20 protein-coding genes are annotated in these 18,132 nt (G+C 55.6%); 14 read left to right on the forward strand and 6 right to left on the reverse strand.

Annotation, left to right across the window (positions count from 1 at the left end; genetic code table 11):
- From Q7O77_RS04755 to rpoS, 14 genes are all read left to right on the forward strand, one after another.
- Positions 1-599, forward strand: a 599-nt coding sequence (locus tag Q7O77_RS04755; protein WP_304163859.1) for a phosphoadenylyl-sulfate reductase, incomplete at its 5' end; no start/stop codon positions are given.
- Between the two features lie 218 nt (positions 600-817).
- Positions 818-1,861, forward strand: coding sequence for a hypothetical protein (locus tag Q7O77_RS04760; protein WP_304163861.1), 1,044 nt, complete (start codon positions 818-820; stop codon positions 1,859-1,861).
- Between the two features lie 160 nt (positions 1,862-2,021).
- A complete protein-coding gene (gene cysG, locus Q7O77_RS04765; protein WP_304163863.1) occupies positions 2,022-3,443 on the forward strand; it encodes a siroheme synthase CysG in 1,422 nt (473 codons plus the stop codon).
- A gap of 11 nt (positions 3,444-3,454) precedes the next feature.
- Entirely contained in the window at positions 3,455-4,363 is a 909-nt protein-coding gene (cysD, locus tag Q7O77_RS04770) for a sulfate adenylyltransferase subunit CysD (RefSeq protein WP_118894579.1), read from the forward strand.
- 11 nt (positions 4,364-4,374) lie between these two features.
- The gene (gene cysN, locus Q7O77_RS04775) at positions 4,375-5,802 is read left to right on the forward strand and encodes a sulfate adenylyltransferase subunit CysN (RefSeq protein ID WP_304163866.1); all 1,428 of its coding nucleotides are present in this window, start codon (positions 4,375-4,377) and stop codon (positions 5,800-5,802) included.
- Position 5,803: 1 nt separating this feature from the next.
- The gene (cysC, locus tag Q7O77_RS04780; protein ID WP_112094704.1) at positions 5,804-6,427 is read left to right on the forward strand and encodes an adenylyl-sulfate kinase; all 624 of its coding nucleotides are present in this window, start codon (positions 5,804-5,806) and stop codon (positions 6,425-6,427) included.
- Positions 6,428-6,477: 50 nt separating this feature from the next.
- Entirely contained in the window at positions 6,478-6,819 is a 342-nt protein-coding gene (locus Q7O77_RS04785) for a DUF3561 family protein (protein WP_118894573.1), read from the forward strand.
- Positions 6,820-7,001: 182 nt separating this feature from the next.
- Complete coding sequence (gene ftsB / locus Q7O77_RS04790) at positions 7,002-7,340, forward strand: cell division protein FtsB (protein WP_094118887.1); 339 nt, start codon at positions 7,002-7,004, stop codon at positions 7,338-7,340.
- 2 nt (positions 7,341-7,342) lie between these two features.
- Positions 7,343-8,062 (forward strand): 2-C-methyl-D-erythritol 4-phosphate cytidylyltransferase, encoded by a 720-nt coding sequence (gene ispD, locus Q7O77_RS04795; RefSeq protein ID WP_112094703.1) that lies wholly within the window; start codon positions 7,343-7,345, stop codon positions 8,060-8,062.
- A 17-nt stretch (positions 8,063-8,079) separates the two neighbouring features.
- Positions 8,080-8,577: a 2-C-methyl-D-erythritol 2,4-cyclodiphosphate synthase gene (gene ispF / locus Q7O77_RS04800; protein WP_094107222.1), complete on the forward strand. Its 498-nt coding sequence runs from the start codon at positions 8,080-8,082 to the stop codon at positions 8,575-8,577.
- Positions 8,577-9,626 carry a tRNA pseudouridine(13) synthase TruD gene (truD, locus tag Q7O77_RS04805; RefSeq protein ID WP_304163892.1) on the forward strand — a complete coding sequence of 350 codons (1,050 nt, stop codon included), beginning with the start codon at positions 8,577-8,579 and terminating at the stop codon, positions 9,624-9,626. The genes ispF and truD overlap by 1 nt, the downstream gene beginning before the upstream one ends.
- A gap of 108 nt (positions 9,627-9,734) precedes the next feature.
- On the forward strand, positions 9,735-10,361 hold the full coding sequence (locus Q7O77_RS04810; protein WP_304163873.1) for a protein-L-isoaspartate(D-aspartate) O-methyltransferase: 627 nt from the start codon (positions 9,735-9,737) through the stop codon (positions 10,359-10,361).
- A 256-nt stretch (positions 10,362-10,617) separates the two neighbouring features.
- Positions 10,618-11,730: a murein hydrolase activator NlpD gene (gene nlpD, locus Q7O77_RS04815; RefSeq protein WP_304163875.1), complete on the forward strand. Its 1,113-nt coding sequence runs from the start codon at positions 10,618-10,620 to the stop codon at positions 11,728-11,730.
- Between the two features lie 53 nt (positions 11,731-11,783).
- Positions 11,784-12,776, forward strand: coding sequence for an RNA polymerase sigma factor RpoS (gene rpoS / locus Q7O77_RS04820; RefSeq protein WP_026739256.1), 993 nt, complete (start codon positions 11,784-11,786; stop codon positions 12,774-12,776).
- 78 nt (positions 12,777-12,854) lie between these two features.
- Here the strand turns inward: rpoS and proS are convergent, their stop codons facing one another.
- The 6 genes from proS to Q7O77_RS04850 form a co-directional block, all read right to left on the reverse strand.
- Positions 12,855-14,573: a proline--tRNA ligase gene (proS, locus tag Q7O77_RS04825; RefSeq protein WP_094107225.1), complete on the reverse strand. Its 1,719-nt coding sequence runs from the start codon at positions 14,571-14,573 to the stop codon at positions 12,855-12,857.
- A gap of 116 nt (positions 14,574-14,689) precedes the next feature.
- Positions 14,690-15,397, reverse strand: a complete 708-nt coding sequence (gene tsaA / locus Q7O77_RS04830) for a tRNA (N6-threonylcarbamoyladenosine(37)-N6)-methyltransferase TrmO (protein WP_304163880.1) — start codon at positions 15,395-15,397, stop codon at positions 14,690-14,692.
- Positions 15,394-15,804 (reverse strand): Rcs stress response system protein RcsF, encoded by a 411-nt coding sequence (gene rcsF, locus Q7O77_RS04835; RefSeq protein ID WP_304163881.1) that lies wholly within the window; start codon positions 15,802-15,804, stop codon positions 15,394-15,396. The genes tsaA and rcsF overlap by 4 nt, the downstream gene beginning before the upstream one ends.
- Before the next feature lie 113 nt (positions 15,805-15,917).
- On the reverse strand, positions 15,918-16,733 hold the full coding sequence (locus tag Q7O77_RS04840) for a MetQ/NlpA family lipoprotein (RefSeq protein WP_304163884.1): 816 nt from the start codon (positions 16,731-16,733) through the stop codon (positions 15,918-15,920).
- Between the two features lie 64 nt (positions 16,734-16,797).
- Entirely contained in the window at positions 16,798-17,451 is a 654-nt protein-coding gene (locus Q7O77_RS04845; RefSeq protein WP_026739261.1) for a methionine ABC transporter permease MetI, read from the reverse strand.
- A partial coding sequence (locus Q7O77_RS04850; RefSeq protein WP_304163890.1) for an NIL domain-containing protein occupies positions 17,444-18,132 on the reverse strand: 689 nt, incomplete at its 5' end. The genes Q7O77_RS04850 and Q7O77_RS04845, both read right to left, overlap by 8 nt.

Here is an 18,132-nt window from a genome sequence, read left to right on the forward strand (position 1 = left end):
GCGAGTTCGTGCTGACGTCGAGCTTCGGTATTCAGGCGGCGATTTCTCTGCATCTGGTCACCCAGCAGTGTCCGCAAATTCCGGTGGTCTTGACGGACACCGGCTACCTGTTCCCGGAAACCTATCAGTTCATCGATAGCCTAACCGAGCAGCTGAAGTTGAACCTGAAGGTGTTTCGCGCCGAGCTATCTCCGGCCTGGCAGGAAGCGCGCTACGGCAAGCTATGGGAGCAGGGCGTTGAGGGTATCGAGCGTTATAACCAGATGAACAAGGTTGAGCCGATGAACCGGGCGCTACAGGAACTCGGTGCGCAAACCTGGTTTGCGGGCCTGCGCCGCGAGCAGGCGAGCAGCCGTGAAACGTTGCCGGTGCTGGCTATTCAGCGCGGCGTATTCAAATTCCTGCCGATCATCGACTGGGACAACCGACAGGTCTATCAGTACCTGAAGGCCAATGGCCTGAGCTATCACCCGCTGTGGGATCAGGGGTATCTGTCGGTGGGCGATACCCATACCACCCGCAAGTGGGAGCCGGGTATGAGCGAAGAAGAGACGCGATTCTTTGGTCTGAAGCGAGAGTGCGGCTTGCACGAAGGCTGACCCGAAGCCCCTCGTTTGAGGGGCTTTCTCTTGTGACGACAAGACATCCATAATCCTTTCTATTTTAGTTCGATGACCCGACGGCGGCCTGAGTACTAGGCCCTGAATAATGACGGTAACATACTGATGCAGCGGATAAATTCATCGCGTGTCGCCGTGATACCCGCAGTGCGACATGTTATTTTTACCGCCATTTGCAGAATGGAGCCGTGTGCGTAATGTCTGAAATGAAGAAAGTGTGGTGGAGAGACATCGACGATCGCGACGGCGTCTGGCAGGGATTAGCGCTGGAAAGTCCGTCCGGCCAGCGACCGTCGGGAAAACTGCAGCTGCTTGTGGGCGCGCAGGGTAGGGCGCAGGCGATCTGCGGAGATGACACCTTATTCTGGGCGGTGATGGCGATGCATGGCGCCGAGGCTAGCGTCCTTTGTCCGCGCAAAGACATCCGCCAGCAGTCATTACTCAGCCCGATTCGGTCCGCCGACGTCATGCGGGCTGGAGCTGTGCACTCGCCCACGGCGCGTCAGGCAGGGTGGTGTCGCTTCTTTGCCGAACGTTTGCTTTCTTCGCCTCAACCGCTGCTGAACAACGGTCAATGGCTGCTGCGGCCGATGCCTTATGTGTTGCCTGCCGCGCCGCGCACCACTCAGCCGCAGCCGATAAACGCGTGGCGTTTTCACGCTCCCCAATCCGCGGGCGAGTATTGTCCGCGCTGGGATCTATTTGGCGAAGACATCCCGGATCTGACCGCGTCAGACTCGGTCTTTCTTATCGACCGCTGGTGGGACAGCACGCAACTCCTGCCGCTGTCCGTAGTTGACCCCGCTTCATCACGGGTGAAGTGGTGGCGTAAAAAAGCGCGTGAAGGGGCATTACCGCCCATTCTGCTGTGGTTCGTCTCGGGACTGGGAGCCTATGTGATTTTAGATGGGCATTCACGGTTACAGGCCGCGCGAGACGAAGGCGTACCGCCTCTGTTTATCGTGCTGAGCGGCTTGTATCACCAGCGCTGGAAGCCAGATGTTGCCCAGCGGCAGCGGGTGGTCGATGCGCTGGCGCGTCAGCAGCAGTCAAATCCTAAGCTGAATCAGGATGCGATAAACCAGACGTTGATTAATGCTTATGATGACCGTGGCGCGCTGGCCGGAACGACATATAGCCGAGTGACGTCGCTGGACGAACGTTGGCAACGGGAGGTCAAGGCGTATCTGTGCCGCTATTCATTAACGGAACATTTGGCCCATTTCGGGATAACCGATTAAGGCTAAGTGCCCGCGTAGACGGTATGAGTCCGCTTTTTACGACTTGTAGAGTGATCCTTTATTCCATTACGGAACTTATCATGCGAATTCGGCATTTCAATACGCTTACCCCCTCGTTTTATAGTCCCATTATCACTTTTTTATCTTAGTAAAGGCATCTGTGAACTATCTCCCTGTATTTGCCGATTTGCGGCAGCGCCCCGTGCTGGTGGTGGGCGGCGGCGAAGTAGCCATGCGTAAAATCACGCTGCTGCTGCGGGCGGGCGCAGAGGTCCGGGTGGCGGCGCGCGAGCTGTGCGCCCCGCTTGATGCTTTGCAGCAGGACGGAAAAGTGGCCTGGATTGCCCGTGAGTTCAGTCCTGAGCAGCTGGACCCGGTGTTCCTGGTCATCGCGGCTACCGATGATGCTAAGCTCAATGAAGCGGTCTCAGAGGCCGCGGATCGTCGGCAAAAACTGGTCAACGTGGTCGACGATCAGCCGAAGTGCTCCTTCATTTTTCCGTCGTTGATTGACCGGTCTCCGCTGATGGTGGCGATCTCATCCAGCGGCACTGCGCCGGTGCTGGCGCGTTTGTTGCGCGAAAAGCTGGAGGCGTTGCTGCCTTCCCGTTTAGGACAGATGGCCGAGCTGGCGGGCAACTGGCGTAGCCGTGTCAAACAGCAACTGCCGACGATGACCGGCCGACGTCGGTTCTGGGAGCGCCTGTTCGACAGTCGCTTTGCCTCACTGGTGACGTCGGGAAAACTGACTGAAGCCGAGGACGCGCTGGAAGAACAGCTGATGGCGCCTCAGAACCAGCAAGGCGAGGTGTCACTGGTGGGCGCCGGTCCGGGCGATGCGGGGTTGCTGACGCTACGCGGACTGCAGGTTATCCAGCAGGCGGACGTGGTGTTGTACGACTATCTGGTGAGCGCGGACGTGCTGGAGCTGGTTCGACGCGATGCCGAGATGATTTGCGTCGGCAAACGCGCCAGCGCGCATCTGATGCCGCAGGACGAGATCAACCAGCGGCTGGTGACGTTGGCGCAGCAGGGCAAACGGGTCGTTCGCCTGAAAGGCGGCGATCCCTTTATTTTTGGTCGTGGCGGCGAGGAGCTGCAGCATGTGGCGAAAGCGGGCATCCCCTTCCAGGTGGTGCCGGGCGTGACGGCCGCGGCGGGCGTCACCGCCTACGCGGGGATCCCGTTGACGCATCGAGACTATGCGCAAAGCGTGGCTTTCATTACTGGACATCACCGCGTCGACGGCAAAGCGCCGGACTGGTCTACGCTGGCCCGTCAGCGGCAGACGCTGGTGATTTATATGGGCACGATGAAAGCGGCGGACATTAGCCGTCAGCTGATAGAAAACGGGCGATCCGCAGCAACGCCGGTCGCCGTTATCAGCCGCGGCACCTGCCGGGATCAGCAGGTGCTGACCGGTACATTGCAACAGTTGGAACCGCTGGCGCAGCAGGCGGCTACACCGGCATTGCTGGTGATTGGCGAGGTGGTGAATTTGCATGAGCAAATCGCCTGGTTTGGAGATCATTCGCGGGTGTCGGCCTCAGAACGTCGGCCAACAGTGGTGAATTTGGCTTAAGGTACGATTTTATGGACGAGAAAAGACTGACGCATCTGCAACAGCTTGAAGCAGAAAGTATTCATATCATTCGCGAAGTCGCGGCGGAGTTCAGTAACCCGGTGATGATGTATTCCATCGGTAAAGACTCCTCGGTGATGCTGCATCTGGCGCGCAAGGCGTTCTACCCCGGCACGCTGCCATTCCCGCTGCTGCATGTCGATACCGGCTGGAAGTTTCGCGAAATGTACGAGTTTCGTGACCGCACGGCCAAGGCATACGGCTGCGAGCTGCTGGTACACCGCAACCCGGAAGGGGTCGCGATGGGGATCAACCCGTTCGTACACGGTAGCGCAAAGCATACCGACATCATGAAAACCGAAGGGTTAAAGCAGGCGCTGAACAAATATGGCTTTGATGCGGCCTTCGGCGGCGCGCGGCGCGACGAAGAAAAATCGCGCGCCAAAGAGCGTATCTATTCGTTCCGCGACCGCTTCCATCGCTGGGATCCGAAAAACCAGCGCCCTGAGCTATGGCGTAACTACAACGGCCAGATCAATAAGGGCGAAAGCATCCGCGTGTTCCCCTTGTCCAACTGGACTGAGCTGGATATCTGGCAGTACATCTTCCTGGAAAACATCGACATCGTTCCGCTGTATCTGGCCGCAGAGCGCCCGGTGGTCGAGCGTGACGGTATGCTGATGATGGTCGATGACGACCGTTTCGAACCGCAGCCGGGTGAAACCATTACCCAGCGCATGGTGCGTTTCCGCACGCTGGGATGCTGGCCGCTGACGGGCGCGGTCGAGTCGCAGGCGCAGACTCTGCCGGAGATCATCGAGGAAATGTTGGTCTCCACCACGAGCGAGCGTCAGGGACGGATGATCGACCGCGATCAGGCCGGGTCGATGGAGCTGAAAAAGCGTCAGGGATATTTCTGAGGAGTTGCTGCATGAATCATGATATTGCCAAACAGATTGCCGATCAGGGCGGAGTCGAAGCCTATTTGCTCGCACAACAGGACAAAAGCCTGCTGCGCTTCCTGACCTGCGGCAGCGTCGACGACGGTAAAAGCACCCTGATTGGTCGCCTGTTGCACGATACCCGTCAGATCTACGAAGATCAGCTGTCTACGTTGCACAACGACAGCAAACGGTTGGGGACACAGGGCGAAAAGCTGGATTTGGCGCTGCTGGTCGACGGTCTGCAGGCTGAGCGCGAGCAGGGGATCACCATCGACGTCGCCTACCGCTATTTCTCTACCGAAAAGCGTAAATTCATCATTGCCGACACCCCGGGGCATGAGCAATACACGCGTAACATGGCGACGGGCGCATCCACCTGTGAACTGGCGATTCTGCTGATCGATGCCCGCAAAGGCGTGTTGGATCAGACTCGTCGTCATAGCTTCATCGCGACACTGCTGGGCATCCGCCATCTGGTGGTGGCGGTCAACAAAATGGATCTGGTCGACTATCAGCAGTCGGTCTTCGAACAGTTCAAGCAGGACTATCTGGACTTTGCACAGCAGCTGCCGGCGGATCTCAAAGTGACCTTCGTCCCGCTCTCCGCGCTGGAAGGGGATAACGTGGCGACGGCCAGCACGCAGATGAGCTGGTATAGCGGCCCTACGCTGCTGGAAGTGCTTGAGACGGTGGATGTCGCACCGCACAGCTTGTCGCAGCCTCTGCGTTTCCCAGTGCAGTATGTCAACCGGCCTAACCTGGATTTCCGTGGCTACGCGGGGACGGTGGCGTCCGGCGTGGTTCACGTCGGCCAGCGCGTGAAGGTGCTGCCCTCCGGCGTGGAATCCGCCATCGCTCGTATCGTGACGTTTGATGGCGATCTGCCGCAGGCGCAGGTCGGAGAAGCGGTGACGCTGGTGCTGGAAAAGGAAATTGATATCAGCCGTGGCGATCTGATCGTGGACCATGCAGAAACGCTGGAAGCGGTGCAGAGCGCGCAGGTGGATGTGGTGTGGATGGCGGAACAGCCATTGGTCGCCGGGCAGAGCTACGACATCAAGATCGCGGGCAAAAAAACGCGGGCGCGAGTCGAAAATATTCAGTATCAGGTTGAAATCAACACGCTGACCCAGCGAGTCACCGAGTCGTTACCGTTGAACGGTATTGGACTGGTGGAGCTGACTTTCGACGAGCCGTTGGTGCTGGATCGCTATCCGCACAACCATGTCACCGGCGGGATGATCTTTATTGACCGCCTGAGCAATGTGACGGTGGGCGCGGGTCTGGTACGCGAAGGTATTGAACAGACCTATGAAGAGCCCGGCGCTTACAGTGCATTTGAACTGGAGCTGAACGCCCTGGTGCGTCGCCACTTCCCGCATTGGGGTGCGCGCGATCTGCTGGGAGGGAAATAAGGTGTCTGAATCTCATTCCCTGCCGCCTGCGAATGAAAACGTGGTGTGGCATCCTCACGCAGTGACGCGAGCGGACCGTGAGCGTCGCCACGGCCATCGCGGCGCGGTCATCTGGTTTACCGGGCTGTCCGGCTCGGGGAAATCAACGTTGGCGGGGGCGCTGGAGCAGGCGCTCTACGCCGCGGGCGTCAGCACCTATTTGCTGGACGGCGACAACGTCCGGCATGCTTTATGTCGCGATCTGGGATTTACGGATGACGACCGGCGCGAGAATATTCGCCGCGTTGGGGAAGTCGCCAAGTTGATGGTGGACGCCGGTCTGGTGGTGCTCACCGCGTTTATTTCGCCGCATCGCGCCGAACGGCAGATGGTGCGCGATCTGCTTGAGGATCGGCAGTTTATTGAGGTGTTTGTGGACACGCCGCTGGCGGTGTGCGAAGCGCGCGATCCGAAAGGGTTATACAAGAAAGCCCGCGCAGGCGAGCTGCGCAACTTCACCGGGATCGACTCGATCTACGAAGCGCCCGAGCATCCGGAAGCCCATCTGGATGGCGAACAATTAGTAACAGATTTGATCGCTCAACTGTTAGCCATGCTGCGCCGTCTGGCTATCATAGACGCTTAACATTCTTGTTGAGCGTTGCCAAAACGCGTTGTGCCGGGAACACGAGTCGTATGGGAAAAACAGTACAGCGTGTCACGCTATTGCCGCATCGTCAGATCCATCCACCTTCGCAGGAAACGCCGGTGTCTTACCCCAGCCTCGGGGCGATAGCCGGTTTCTGTTTTTATTGGCTGGCGTTTGCGCTTTCCTTCTGGCTGTACGGCCTTGATGCCACACGGCTACTCATGCTGTATACCTGGCCGCTATTTCTGGCGTTATTGCTCCTCTGCGTACTGGTGGGCATGCTGTTTGGCCTGCTGTGGCAGCGTCGGGTTGTGCTGATGCTGCTGTGCTGCGGCGGTTCCGTTCTGTTTAGCTTCTGGCTGGTCTTTTCGGTAATTTCAGGCTGGTAGGCTATTATTCATAGCCGGACGGCCTCTGCGCCGGACTCCTGGCACCGGAACCTTCCTCCCTTCTAACGCGTTGTGTCCGGTGTTCTGGAGTGCCTGTGCCGGATTGTATTCAGCATTTGCATCCGCACAGTGGAGTCCTGATAAAAGTTATGGGATGATTAGGCGGCTTTTCAGGGGGCGGGATGGGAAAACTGACGCTGTTATTATTGGTACTTCTGGGCTGGCTGCAATATTCGCTCTGGCTGGGAAAAAACGGTATTCACGATTTGGTGCGGGTGAAGGACGGCGTTGCCGTTCAGCAAGCCAGCAATGCCAAGTTGAAATCCCGTAATGAACTGCTGTTCGCCGAAATCGACGATCTCAATGGCGGGCAGGAAGCCATTGAAGAGCGTGCGCGTAACGAACTGAGTATGATCAAACCCGGCGAATCCTTCTATCGTCTGGTGCCAAACCAGTCGGGCCATCAGGCCAACTCGACCTCTACGTCCCCTCAATCTTCCCCTTATTCGACTCCACGCTAGGTATGTTGACTCCGAAGGACGACCTGTCTGAAGTGATCGCCGTATTGCCTGCCGCCGGAAACGGCAGCAGAATGCAGGTCGATCGCCCGAAACAATATTTGAACATCGGTAACAAAACGATTCTGGAACATACGCTGGACGCGCTGTTTCAGCATCCCCGTATTCGTAAGGCCATTATCGCAATCAGCCCTGATGACGACTACTTTCAAACGCTGCCGCTGGCGTCCGATCCTCGCATTCAGGTCGTGCAAGGCGGACGGCAAAGAGCCGACTCTGTGCTGGCCGGTTTGCAGCAGGTTCAGGGTGTAGAATGGGTACTGGTGCATGATGCCGCTCGGCCGTGCCTGCACCCAGACGATTTGTCTCGTTTGCTTGAGCTGACTTCGCAAAGCGACGTCGGGGGCATTTTGGCCGCGCCGGTGCGTGATACCATGAAGCGCGGCAATGCGCAGGGCGATATTGAGCATACGGTAGAGCGTAACGCGCTCTGGCATGCCCTGACCCCACAGCTGTTCCCGCTGACGCTGCTGAAAAACAGCCTGGAACGCGCGCTGTCCGAAGGGGCGGAGATTACCGATGAAGCGTCGGCATTAGAGTTTTGCGGTTACCATCCTCAGATCGTCAGCGGACGGGCGGATAATATCAAAGTCACCCGACCGGAAGATCTGGCGCTGGCGGAGTTTTATCTGACTCGTAACCTTGAAAATCAAACTATTGTATAAACAAAGGAGCGTGTGCGATGCGTATCGGTCACGGTTTTGATGTCCATAAATTCGGTGGCGAAGGCCCGCTTGTGCTCGGTGGTGTAAGAGTTCCCTATACCCAAGGTTTGCTGGCGCACTCCGACGGCGACGTGGTGTTGCATGCCGTCACCGACGCGCTGTTGGGCGCCGCCGCGCTGGGCGATATCGGCAAACTGTTTCCGGATACCGACCCCGCCTTCAAGGGCGCGGACAGTCGCGAACTGTTGCGGCAAGCCTGGCGCCGTATCGCTGAGAAAGGTTATCGCCTGGGCAACGTGGACGTGACCATTATCGCTCAGGCGCCGAAAATGGCGCCGCACATCCCGCAAATGAGAGTCAATCTTGCGGAAGATCTTCAGTGCCATATGGATGACGTCAACGTGAAAGCGACGACCACCGAGCAGCTAGGGTTTACCGGACGCGGCGAGGGAATTGCCTGTGAGGCGGTGGCTCTGTTGGTGAAAAGCGATGCGTCGGGAGTGGTGGCATGGTGATGGAAACCTCTAACGAGCTCTACTGGATGCACGGTAAGCCTGCCGCAAGCGGCGTGCTGAAAGCGTCGGCAGAAGACTTTGAGGTGATTGAAGATCTCGGATTTCAGCCAGATGGCGACGGCGAGCATGTGCTGGTCCGGGTGCGTAAACGGGGCTGCAATACGTCCTTTGTCGCCGAAGCGCTGGCAAAGTTCGCTCGTCTGCCGGCCCGCGCGGTCAGCTATGCGGGTCTGAAAGACCGCCACGCCGTGACCGAACAATGGTTCGGCCTGCATATGCCGGGTAAAGCCGATCCAGACTGGCGGAGTTTTGAGCTGGAAGGCTGTGAAATTCTGGAAACGGCGCGTCACCGCCGTAAACTGCGCATCGGTAGCCTGCAGGGGAATGCTTTCACGCTGGTGCTTCGTCAAATCAGCGACAGAGCGGAAATCGAGACGCGGTTACAACGCATAGCCGAACAGGGCGTCCCCAACTATTTCGGCAGCCAGCGTTTTGGTCGTAACGGCAATAACCTGGAACAGGCTCGGCGCTGGGCGAATAATGAGATCCGTGTGAAAGAACGCGGTAAACGCAGTTTTTATCTTTCGGCCAGTCGTAGCGAGCTGTTTAACCGTGTCACCAGCGCCCGCTTGACGCAAAAGCTGGAAAAAACCGTATTGAACGGAGATGCGCTGCAATTGACCGGTCGCGGTAGCTGGTTCGTTGCACAGCCAGACGAGCTGGAGACATTGCAACGGCGTATTGATGAAAACGAACTGCAGGTGACGGCGCCGCTGCCGGGCGACGGGGAGCCGGGAACACAGGCCGATGCGCTGGCGTTTGAAGCGTCCTGTCTGGAAGATAACGAATTATTGCTGTCGCTGCTGCGTCGGGAGCGTCTGGAGCCCGCGCGCAGAGCTATCTTATTGTATCCACAACACATGGCGTGGTCGTGGCAGAATGACGACGTCGTCACCGTACGTTTCTGGTTGCCGTCAGGCTGTTATGCCACCAGCGTTGTGCGTGAGCTGATGCAGGTTGAAGAACAGGAGTTCGACAGCGGGATGTAGCGGTGTCTTGATCGCGACGGAGATCACTACGCTGTGACAGGGGCGAGCCTCTGTCCGAACAGCACAAACAACATTGATGAGGTTAGCCAAAGCTGGGGTTTGCGGGGAATGGTGAACAAACGCGTGCAGACATTACTGAAACAGTTGAGTCAGCAGGGAATTAAGGATGAACGCCTGTTACAGGCGATGGCCGCCGTACCGCGGGAGCGCTTCGTCGATGAAGCCTTTGAACACAAAGCCTATGAAAATACGGCGTTGCCCATCGGTTCTGGACAGACTATTTCCCAACCTTACATGGTCGCCAGAATGACCGAATTGCTGCGCCTGACGCCCGTATCCCGGGTTCTGGAGATAGGCACGGGGTCGGGTTATCAAACCGCCGTGCTAGCGCATCTGGTGCAGCACGTGTGCTCTGTGGAGCGGATCAAGGGACTCCAGTGGCAGGCTAAACGTCGTCTCAAACAGCTCGATTTGCATAATGTCTCTACGCGGCATGGTGACGGCTGGTTGGGATGGGCGTCCAAAGGGCCTTTCGATGCGATTATCGTCACGGCTGCGCCGCCGGAAATTCCTGTTGCCCTGATGGAACAGCTGGATGAAGGCGGCATCATGGTATTGCCGGTTGGCGAAGAGCAGCAAACGCTCAAGGTGGTTCAGCGCATCAACGGCGAGTTGATTATTCAAACCGTTGAGGGGGTTCGCTTTGTGCCTCTGGTCAAAGGCGAACTGGCCTGATGCTTCGTGCTGAGCGCGTGCCCGCCTTAAAATTTCAATACAACTATCTTATGGTACTAATTTGTTGATATTGCTAGCATCAACGAATGGTGCTGTCTCTGGTGGCCCGCCGGTGTCCGTTTCGATAACGATCACGGCGGCGCGTTGCTGAGTTTACAATGGAACGACGCGTTCCTGTGCTTGGCAATATCGCCAATTTTCGAGACAGCGAGCGGTATTTAACGAGTCAATTTTGGGTCATAGGGGGATTCGGCGCATGGGGAGCCAAATGATGAACTGGCGTCAGCTCGCGGTATGTACGGCAATTGCTCTGGGGTTGGCGGGCTGCGCCGACGGTAACGATCAGCCTGCCTCAATCAGCAGCGTGGGCGATGGTGGCAATGCCTCTGGCCGTAGCGGCGCGATCGCTTCACCACCACGCCTCTCTTCATCGGCGAACTCACGACCTGTCGCGGCTGTCAGCACGCCGGTTATTTCCACTCCTGCTGCCTCGCAAGGCGGTAAAATCGTCTATAACCGCAGCTATGACGCGATTCCTAAGGGTAGCTATACCGGGAATACCTACACCGTAAAACGCGGCGATACGCTGTTCTACATCGCGTGGATCACGGGTAATGATTACCGTGAGCTGGCACAGCGCAATAATATCCCAGAACCTTACAGTTTGAATGTCGGGCAGAGTTTGGCGTTGGGCAACAATATGAACACCAGCGCAGGGCAGGGCATGGCGGTCGCCAGCGTGCCGTCAGCCCCCGTTATGACCACTTCCAGTTCACGTAGTGGGCATATGCTTCCAGCGAATGCAGCGGCAGGAGGAGTTTCTCAGCCGTCGAGCAGTACGCAAATACAAACTTCACAGGTTGATTCCACCTCAACTAATGCGTATTCTGCAAATTCGGGTAAACAGAATGTGGGTAAGATGTTACCTGCTACAGGGGCTGCAGTTTCCGCTCCTGCTACCGAACCAACGCCGGTACCTAGCAGCAGCAATGCCGCTATTACTGGTTGGCGTTGGCCTACAGATGGGAAAGTCATAGATAATTTCTCAGCCTCTGAGGGGGGAAATAAAGGGATTGATATCGCTGGCTCACGTGGGCAGACCGTGGTTGCTACCGCCGGAGGGCGTGTGGTGTACGCGGGCAACGCTTTGCGCGGTTACGGGAATCTGATAATCATCAAGCATAATGATGACTACCTGAGCGCCTATGCCCATAACGAAACCATGCTGGTCCGGGAACAACAAGAGGTTAAGGCGGGACAACAAATAGCTACCATGGGTAGCACCGGAACCAGTTCAGTACGCTTGCATTTTGAAATTCGTTACAAGGGGAAATCCGTAAACCCGCTGCGTTTTATTCCGCAGCGATAAATCGGGCAGAGTGCTTCGGTATTCTGCCAAGGGATCACGGGTAGGAGCCGCTTATGAGCCAAAGTACGCTGAAAGTTAACGAGTTACATGAAGATACTGATTTCGACGAGAATGGGCTTGACGTATTTGACGATAAAGCGCTGGCTGAGGAAGAAACCAGTGACAATGACTCTTTAGATGATGAGTTATTGTCACAAGTTAGCACCCAGCGTGTTCTAGATGCTACTCAACTCTATCTGGGAGAAATTGGCTATTCGCCTCTTTTAACCGCCGAAGAAGAGGTTTATTTTGCCCGGCGAGCGTTGCGTGGTGACGTATCATCACGCAAACGTATGATCGAGAGTAACCTGCGGTTGGTGGTGAAAATCGCCCGTCGCTATAACAATCGGGGGCTAGCCTTGCTGGACCTGATTGAAGAAGGGAACCTTGGTCTGATCCGAGCCGTTGAGAAGTTTGACCCAGAAAGAGGGTTTCGTTTTTCAACGTATGCAACCTGGTGGATCAGGCAGACCATAGAGCGGGCGATCATGAATCAAACCCGCACCATTCGTTTACCTATTCACATTGTCAAAGAACTTAATGTTTACCTGCGCACAGCACGCGAGTTATCCCATAAGCTAGATCATGAGCCCAGTGCGGAAGAAATTGCCGAACAGCTCGATAAACCAGTTGATGACGTGAACCGTATGTTGCGTCTGAACGAACGTATCACTTCCGTTGACACGCCGCTGGGCGGAGATTCTGAAAAGGCGTTGCTGGATATTCTGGCCGATGAGAAAGACAACGGTCCTGAGGACACTACGCAGGATAACGATATGAAGCAAAATATCGTTAAATGGTTGTTCGAACTAAATGCAAAACAGCGAGAAGTTCTTGCTCGTCGCTTCGGCCTTCTGGGTTATGAGGCGGCCACGCTGGAAGATGTTGGTCGTGAAATTGGTCTGACTCGCGAACGCGTGCGTCAGATTCAGGTTGAAGGACTGCGTCGTCTGCGTGAAATCCTGCAAATGCAGGGGCTCGATATTGAAGAGCTGTTCCGTGCATAATCACCACTAATCACGGTGACGAGAATAAAAAAATGGTGGGGGAACCCACCATTTTTTATGACTGAAACCGGAGTGTGATTAACGCACGACCTGCGAAAGCAGGAAGTCCACCACCTCATCCGTCTTAATCATTTGTTTCTCACCCTGACGACGGTTTTTGTACTCGATATCCTCGTTGTCCAGGTTACGATCGCCAATCACGATAGTGTGAGGAATACCGATCAGCTCCATGTCCGCGAACATCACGCCAGGCCGTTCTTTACGGTCGTCCATCAAGACTTCCACGCCGTTATCGCGCAACTGCTGATAAATACGTTCTGCGACTTCTTTTACGCGGAAGGATTTATGCATGTTCATCGGCAGAATAGCGACCTGGAACGGTGCGAGTACGTCCGGCCAGATAATCCCGCGATCGTCATGGTTCTGTTCAATCGCAGCGGCGATCACACGGGAGATGCCAATACCATAGCAGCCCATCGTCAGCGTCTGGTTACGGCCGTCTTCGCCCTGAACCGTCGCCTTCATGGCTTCTGAGTATTTGGTGCCAAGCTGGAAGATATGACCTACTTCGATACCGCGTTTGATCTGCAGCGTGCCTTTGCCGTCTGGGCTCTGATCGCCTTCAACCACTTTACGGAGATCAGCAACCTGCGGTAGCGCGACGTCACGCTCCCAGTTGATGCCGAAATAGTGTTTACCGTCGATGTTGGCGCCCGCGCTGAAATCGCTCATCACGGCAACAGTTCTGTCGATAACGACCGGCAAGGACAGATTGACGGGACCCAGCGATCCCGGACCTGCATTCACCAGCGCGCGAATTTCTTCTTCCGTGGCGAAAGTCAGCGGGCTGGCGACCAGCTCCAGTTTTTCGGCCTTCACTTCGTTCAGTTCGTGATCGCCGCGAACCAGCAGGGCAACCAACGGATGAGCGCTTTCTTCCGTCGCTTTCACCAGCAGCGTTTTAACCGTTTTTTCTACCGGAACGTTGAACTGTTCGACCAGCTCGGCGATGGTTTTGGCGTTGGGCGTTTCTACCAGCGTCATGTCCTGCGTCGGCGCGGCGCGTTCAACGTGTGGCGCTACCGCTTCGGCTAACTCGATATTCGCGGCGAAGTCGGATTCAGTAGAAAAGACGATATCGTCTTCGCCACAGGCGGCCAGTACTTGGAATTCGTGAGACGTGCTGCCGCCGATAGAACCGGTGTCTGCCTGTACGGCGCGGAAGTTCAGATCCATCCGGCTGAAAATTTTGGTGTATGCCGAATACAGCGCATCATACGTGGCCTGCAGGGATTCCTGAGAAGTATGGAAAGAGTAAGCGTCTTTCATCAGGAACTCGCGCGCGCGCATGATACCGAAGCGCGGACGGACTTCGTCACGGAACTTGGTCTGGATCTGGTAGAACGTCAGCGGCAGCTGTTTGTACGAGCTGATTTCATTACGCACCAGATCGGTGATGACTTCTTCATGCGTCGGGCCCAACACAAACGGACGCTCGCCGCGATCGGCGAAGCGCAGCAGCTCGGGACCATACTGCTCCCAACGACCGCTCTCCTGCCACAGGTCCGCAGGCTGAACAACAGGCATCGAAATTTCGATGCCGCCGGCGCTGTTCATTTCTTCACGCACGATATTTTCGACTTTTTTCAAAACGCGCAAACCCGTCGGCAACCAGGTATAGAGACCTGAGGCGAGTTTACGAATCATTCCTGCGCGCAGCATCAGCTGATGACTGATAACCTCGGCGTCGGCGGGCGTCTCCTTTTGAGTGGAGAGCAAATATTGACTTGTACGCATGGTGTTGTAGTTCCGTAAGAACGATAAATGGCGTGGGCCGATGGGGCCTGAGCATAAATAAAAAGTGGCTTAGTTTACCAGCGAGGAACGTTCCCCAAAAGAGATGCAGACGTTTTTTAACGGCTATCCAGGCATATTACTTCTGTTTGTTCGCCGGTCACCCTCCAACGCACGTTGAATTCCAGTAATAGCGCGGCATATTCCTTGTCATCATGGCTCGTTTTGCGATAGGCCGGACGCGGATCTTGCGCTAATACCTGCGTGATGAAGCGGCGTAAATGAGGATAGCGATCGTGCCATGCGATCAGCTGTTGTTCCGCCAGCGGAGAGAATGTCACCGGCATATCCGCATACGGCGCGCAGGGCGCAAAACCGGCTTGTGCCTGTGGCTGGCTTTCAGCGAAGGGGAGGTAAGGCTTGATATCAATGACTGGCGTGCCATCCACCAGATCCAGGCTACCGAGTTCCAGCACTAGCTCGTGCTTGTCGGCGCGCACGCCTTTCAGTTCCACCAAAGACATCCCGACAGGATTGGGGCGAAACGTTGAACGGGTAGCGAAGACGCCCATACGCGCATTACCTCCCAGACGAGGAGGCCGCACAGTGGGGCGCCAGCCAGCAGACGCCGTTTGATGAAACACGAACAGCACCCATAGATGGCTGAAGTCGGAAAGCCCGCGCACGGCTTCTGGCTGGTTGTAGGGCGGCAGCAGGTGTAGTTCACCTCCACCATCTTCAATCAGGCCCGGCTGTCGGGGGACGGCAAACTTCTCTTTATAAGGGGAGCGGATAACACCGATCTGATCGAAGCAAAACTCGCTCATTGAGAGGAGACTTTCAGCGCAGTGCCTTCACAGATGGCCTGACGATAGCAGCTGTCGACATCGCTCACAATCTGGCACTCATGCAGCAGGACCGCATTCGCTTTCAGACTGGTCGCCCGACTTTGCAATCTTTTTCGCGCGGTCGCGATGCTGGGCTGGGGATCCTGCGCCGTTGCCTGGCATGAGGAACCGGAGACTTCGCCCATATCGTGGAAAGGTTTTCCTACCAGCTCTTCAGCGCTTTTATACAGAACGGCCGGCGTAGCCGGGGGAGCCGGTTTGGTTTTAGGTGTTGTTTCAACGGCTGGCGGTGTCTGGGGCTGGGATGTGGAGGGTGTATTCGATTTGTGTAGCAGAGAACATCCTGTCAGCGACAGCGATAACATTACAATGGGCATGACACGCATAGCTTTTCCTCTGGCTTTCATAAGTGCGCTTATTGAAGCAAGCTACGCGAAAAATAACAAGACGGGCCGAGGCCCGTCAGTAGGATATTTTATCGTTTCCTGCAATGAGAAACTTACCAGCCTTTGACGGCACCGCCATTAAACGTTTTCAATGCGGCCTGATTCACTTCATCAGACTGATACGCGCTGACGAACTTCTTCACGTTTTCCGCATCTTTATTGTCTTCACGGGCCACCAGCAGATTGACGTAAGGAGAGTCTTTATCCTCTACAAACAATCCGTCTTTGGAGGGCGTCAGATTGATCTGGCTGGCGTAAGTGGTATTGATAACGGCCAGAGCGATCTGGTCATCATCCAGCGAGCGCGGTAACTGCGGCGCTTCCAGTTCTACCAGCTTCACATGTTTCGGGTTTTCGACGATATCTAGTGAGGTCGGCAGCAGTCCAACATTGTCTTTCAGCTTGATCAGACCGACTTTCTGAAGCAGCAGCAGGGAACGGCCCAGGTTGGTCGGGTCGTTAGGAATAGCGACTTGTGCGCCGTCCTGCAATTCGTTCAGCGATTTGATTTTCTTCGAGTAGCCCGCGATGGGGTAAACGAAGGTGTTACCGACAGAAACCAGTTTATAGCCGCGATCTTTGATCTGCTGATCCAGATACGGTTTGTGCTGGAAGGCATTCAGATCGATGTCGCCTTTGCTCAATGCTTCATTCGGAAGAACGTAATCGTTGAAGGTCACCAGCTCAACATCCAGACCGTATTTTTCCTTGGCCACTTTCTGAGCCACTTCCGCGACTTGCTGTTCGGCACCGACAATGACGCCAACCTTAATATGGTTAGGGTCTTTTTCTTCCTGCCCGCATCCTGCCAGCGCCAGAGCACCGACCAATGCGCCTACTGCGGCGATAGATTTCAATTTAATAGCCATATTCCTTACCTCTGCTTAACAGTCTTGTTATCACGCACTTTCAAGGTGCATGGCAATGGAACAATTACTTGCGAGTGACAGCCCGTACTGCGCGATCGCCGCAGAATTGAATGATAAAAACCAACACAACCAACAGCACTAATACTGTATTCATCACCGTGGAGTTATAACCGACATAACCATACTGATAACCGATTTGTCCTAGGCCGCCAGCGCCAACGGCTCCCCCCATTGCAGAATAGCCCACCAGGGTAATCAATGTGATGGTCGCAGCGTTAATCAGACCCGGTAAAGCTTCAGGCAGTAAGATCTTTTTAATGATTTGCATCGGCGTGGCGCCCATTGCCCGCGCGGCTTCGATCAATCCTCCGGGGATTTCCAACAGCGCATTTTCCACCATACGAGCGATAAACGGTGCTGCACCGACGGTGAGCGGCACGATCGCAGCCTGAAGACCAATCGAGGTGCCGACAATCATGCGGGTAAACGGAATCATCCACACCAGCAATATAATGAAAGGGATGGAACGGAAGATATTCACGATGGCCGAAAGCGCCCGATAAAGTTTGGGATTGGCAATAATCTGTCCCGGACGCGTTATATAAAGAAGAACGCCGACAGGCAGCCCCAGAACGAAACCGAAGAAGCCTGAAACCAGGGTCATCACAATTGTTTCCCACACGCCGCGGGCCATTAACCACATCATGGCTTCAGACATAACCGAGTACCTCTATATTTGCATGGTTATCTTGCAGGAATTTGATTGCTGCGGTGGTCTCTGCTTCCGTGCCGGCCATTTCCGCCAGCATGACGCCGAACTTAACGCCGCCTGCGTAATCCATCTGCGCACTGATAATATTGTTGTTAACGTTGAAGCGCCGTGCGATTTCAGACAGTAAGGGAGCATCCACAGACTGACCGGTAAACTCCATGCGCAGTAAAGGAATACTGCCTTCATGAGGCGTCGGCGTCATGCGTGCGACATAGTCGTCCGGAATATCCAGATGTAACGTGGAGTGGATGAATTTCTGAGCCAGCGGCGTTTTGGGATGAGAGAACATCTGCCCTACGGTGTCCTGCTCGATCAGACGTCCTTCACTAATCACGGCGACCTGATCGCAGATACGCTTCACGACATCCATTTCGTGGGTGATCAGCAGAATGGTCAATCCCAGACGGCGATTGATATCTTTCAGCAACTCCAAAATAGCGCGAGTGGTGGCCGGGTCCAGCGCGCTGGTGGCTTCATCACACAACAGAACCTTGGGATTACTGGCCAATGCGCGGGCGATGGCAACGCGCTGTTTCTGTCCGCCTGAAAGATTGGCGGGATACACATCGTGTTTATCCGACAGCCCAACCAGTTCCAGCAGCTCATTGACGCGCTGTTTGATCTTGG

The organism is Lonsdalea britannica (assembly GCF_946477055.1).
GTDB classification, from domain to species: Bacteria; Pseudomonadota; Gammaproteobacteria; order Enterobacterales; family Enterobacteriaceae; genus Lonsdalea; species Lonsdalea britannica_A.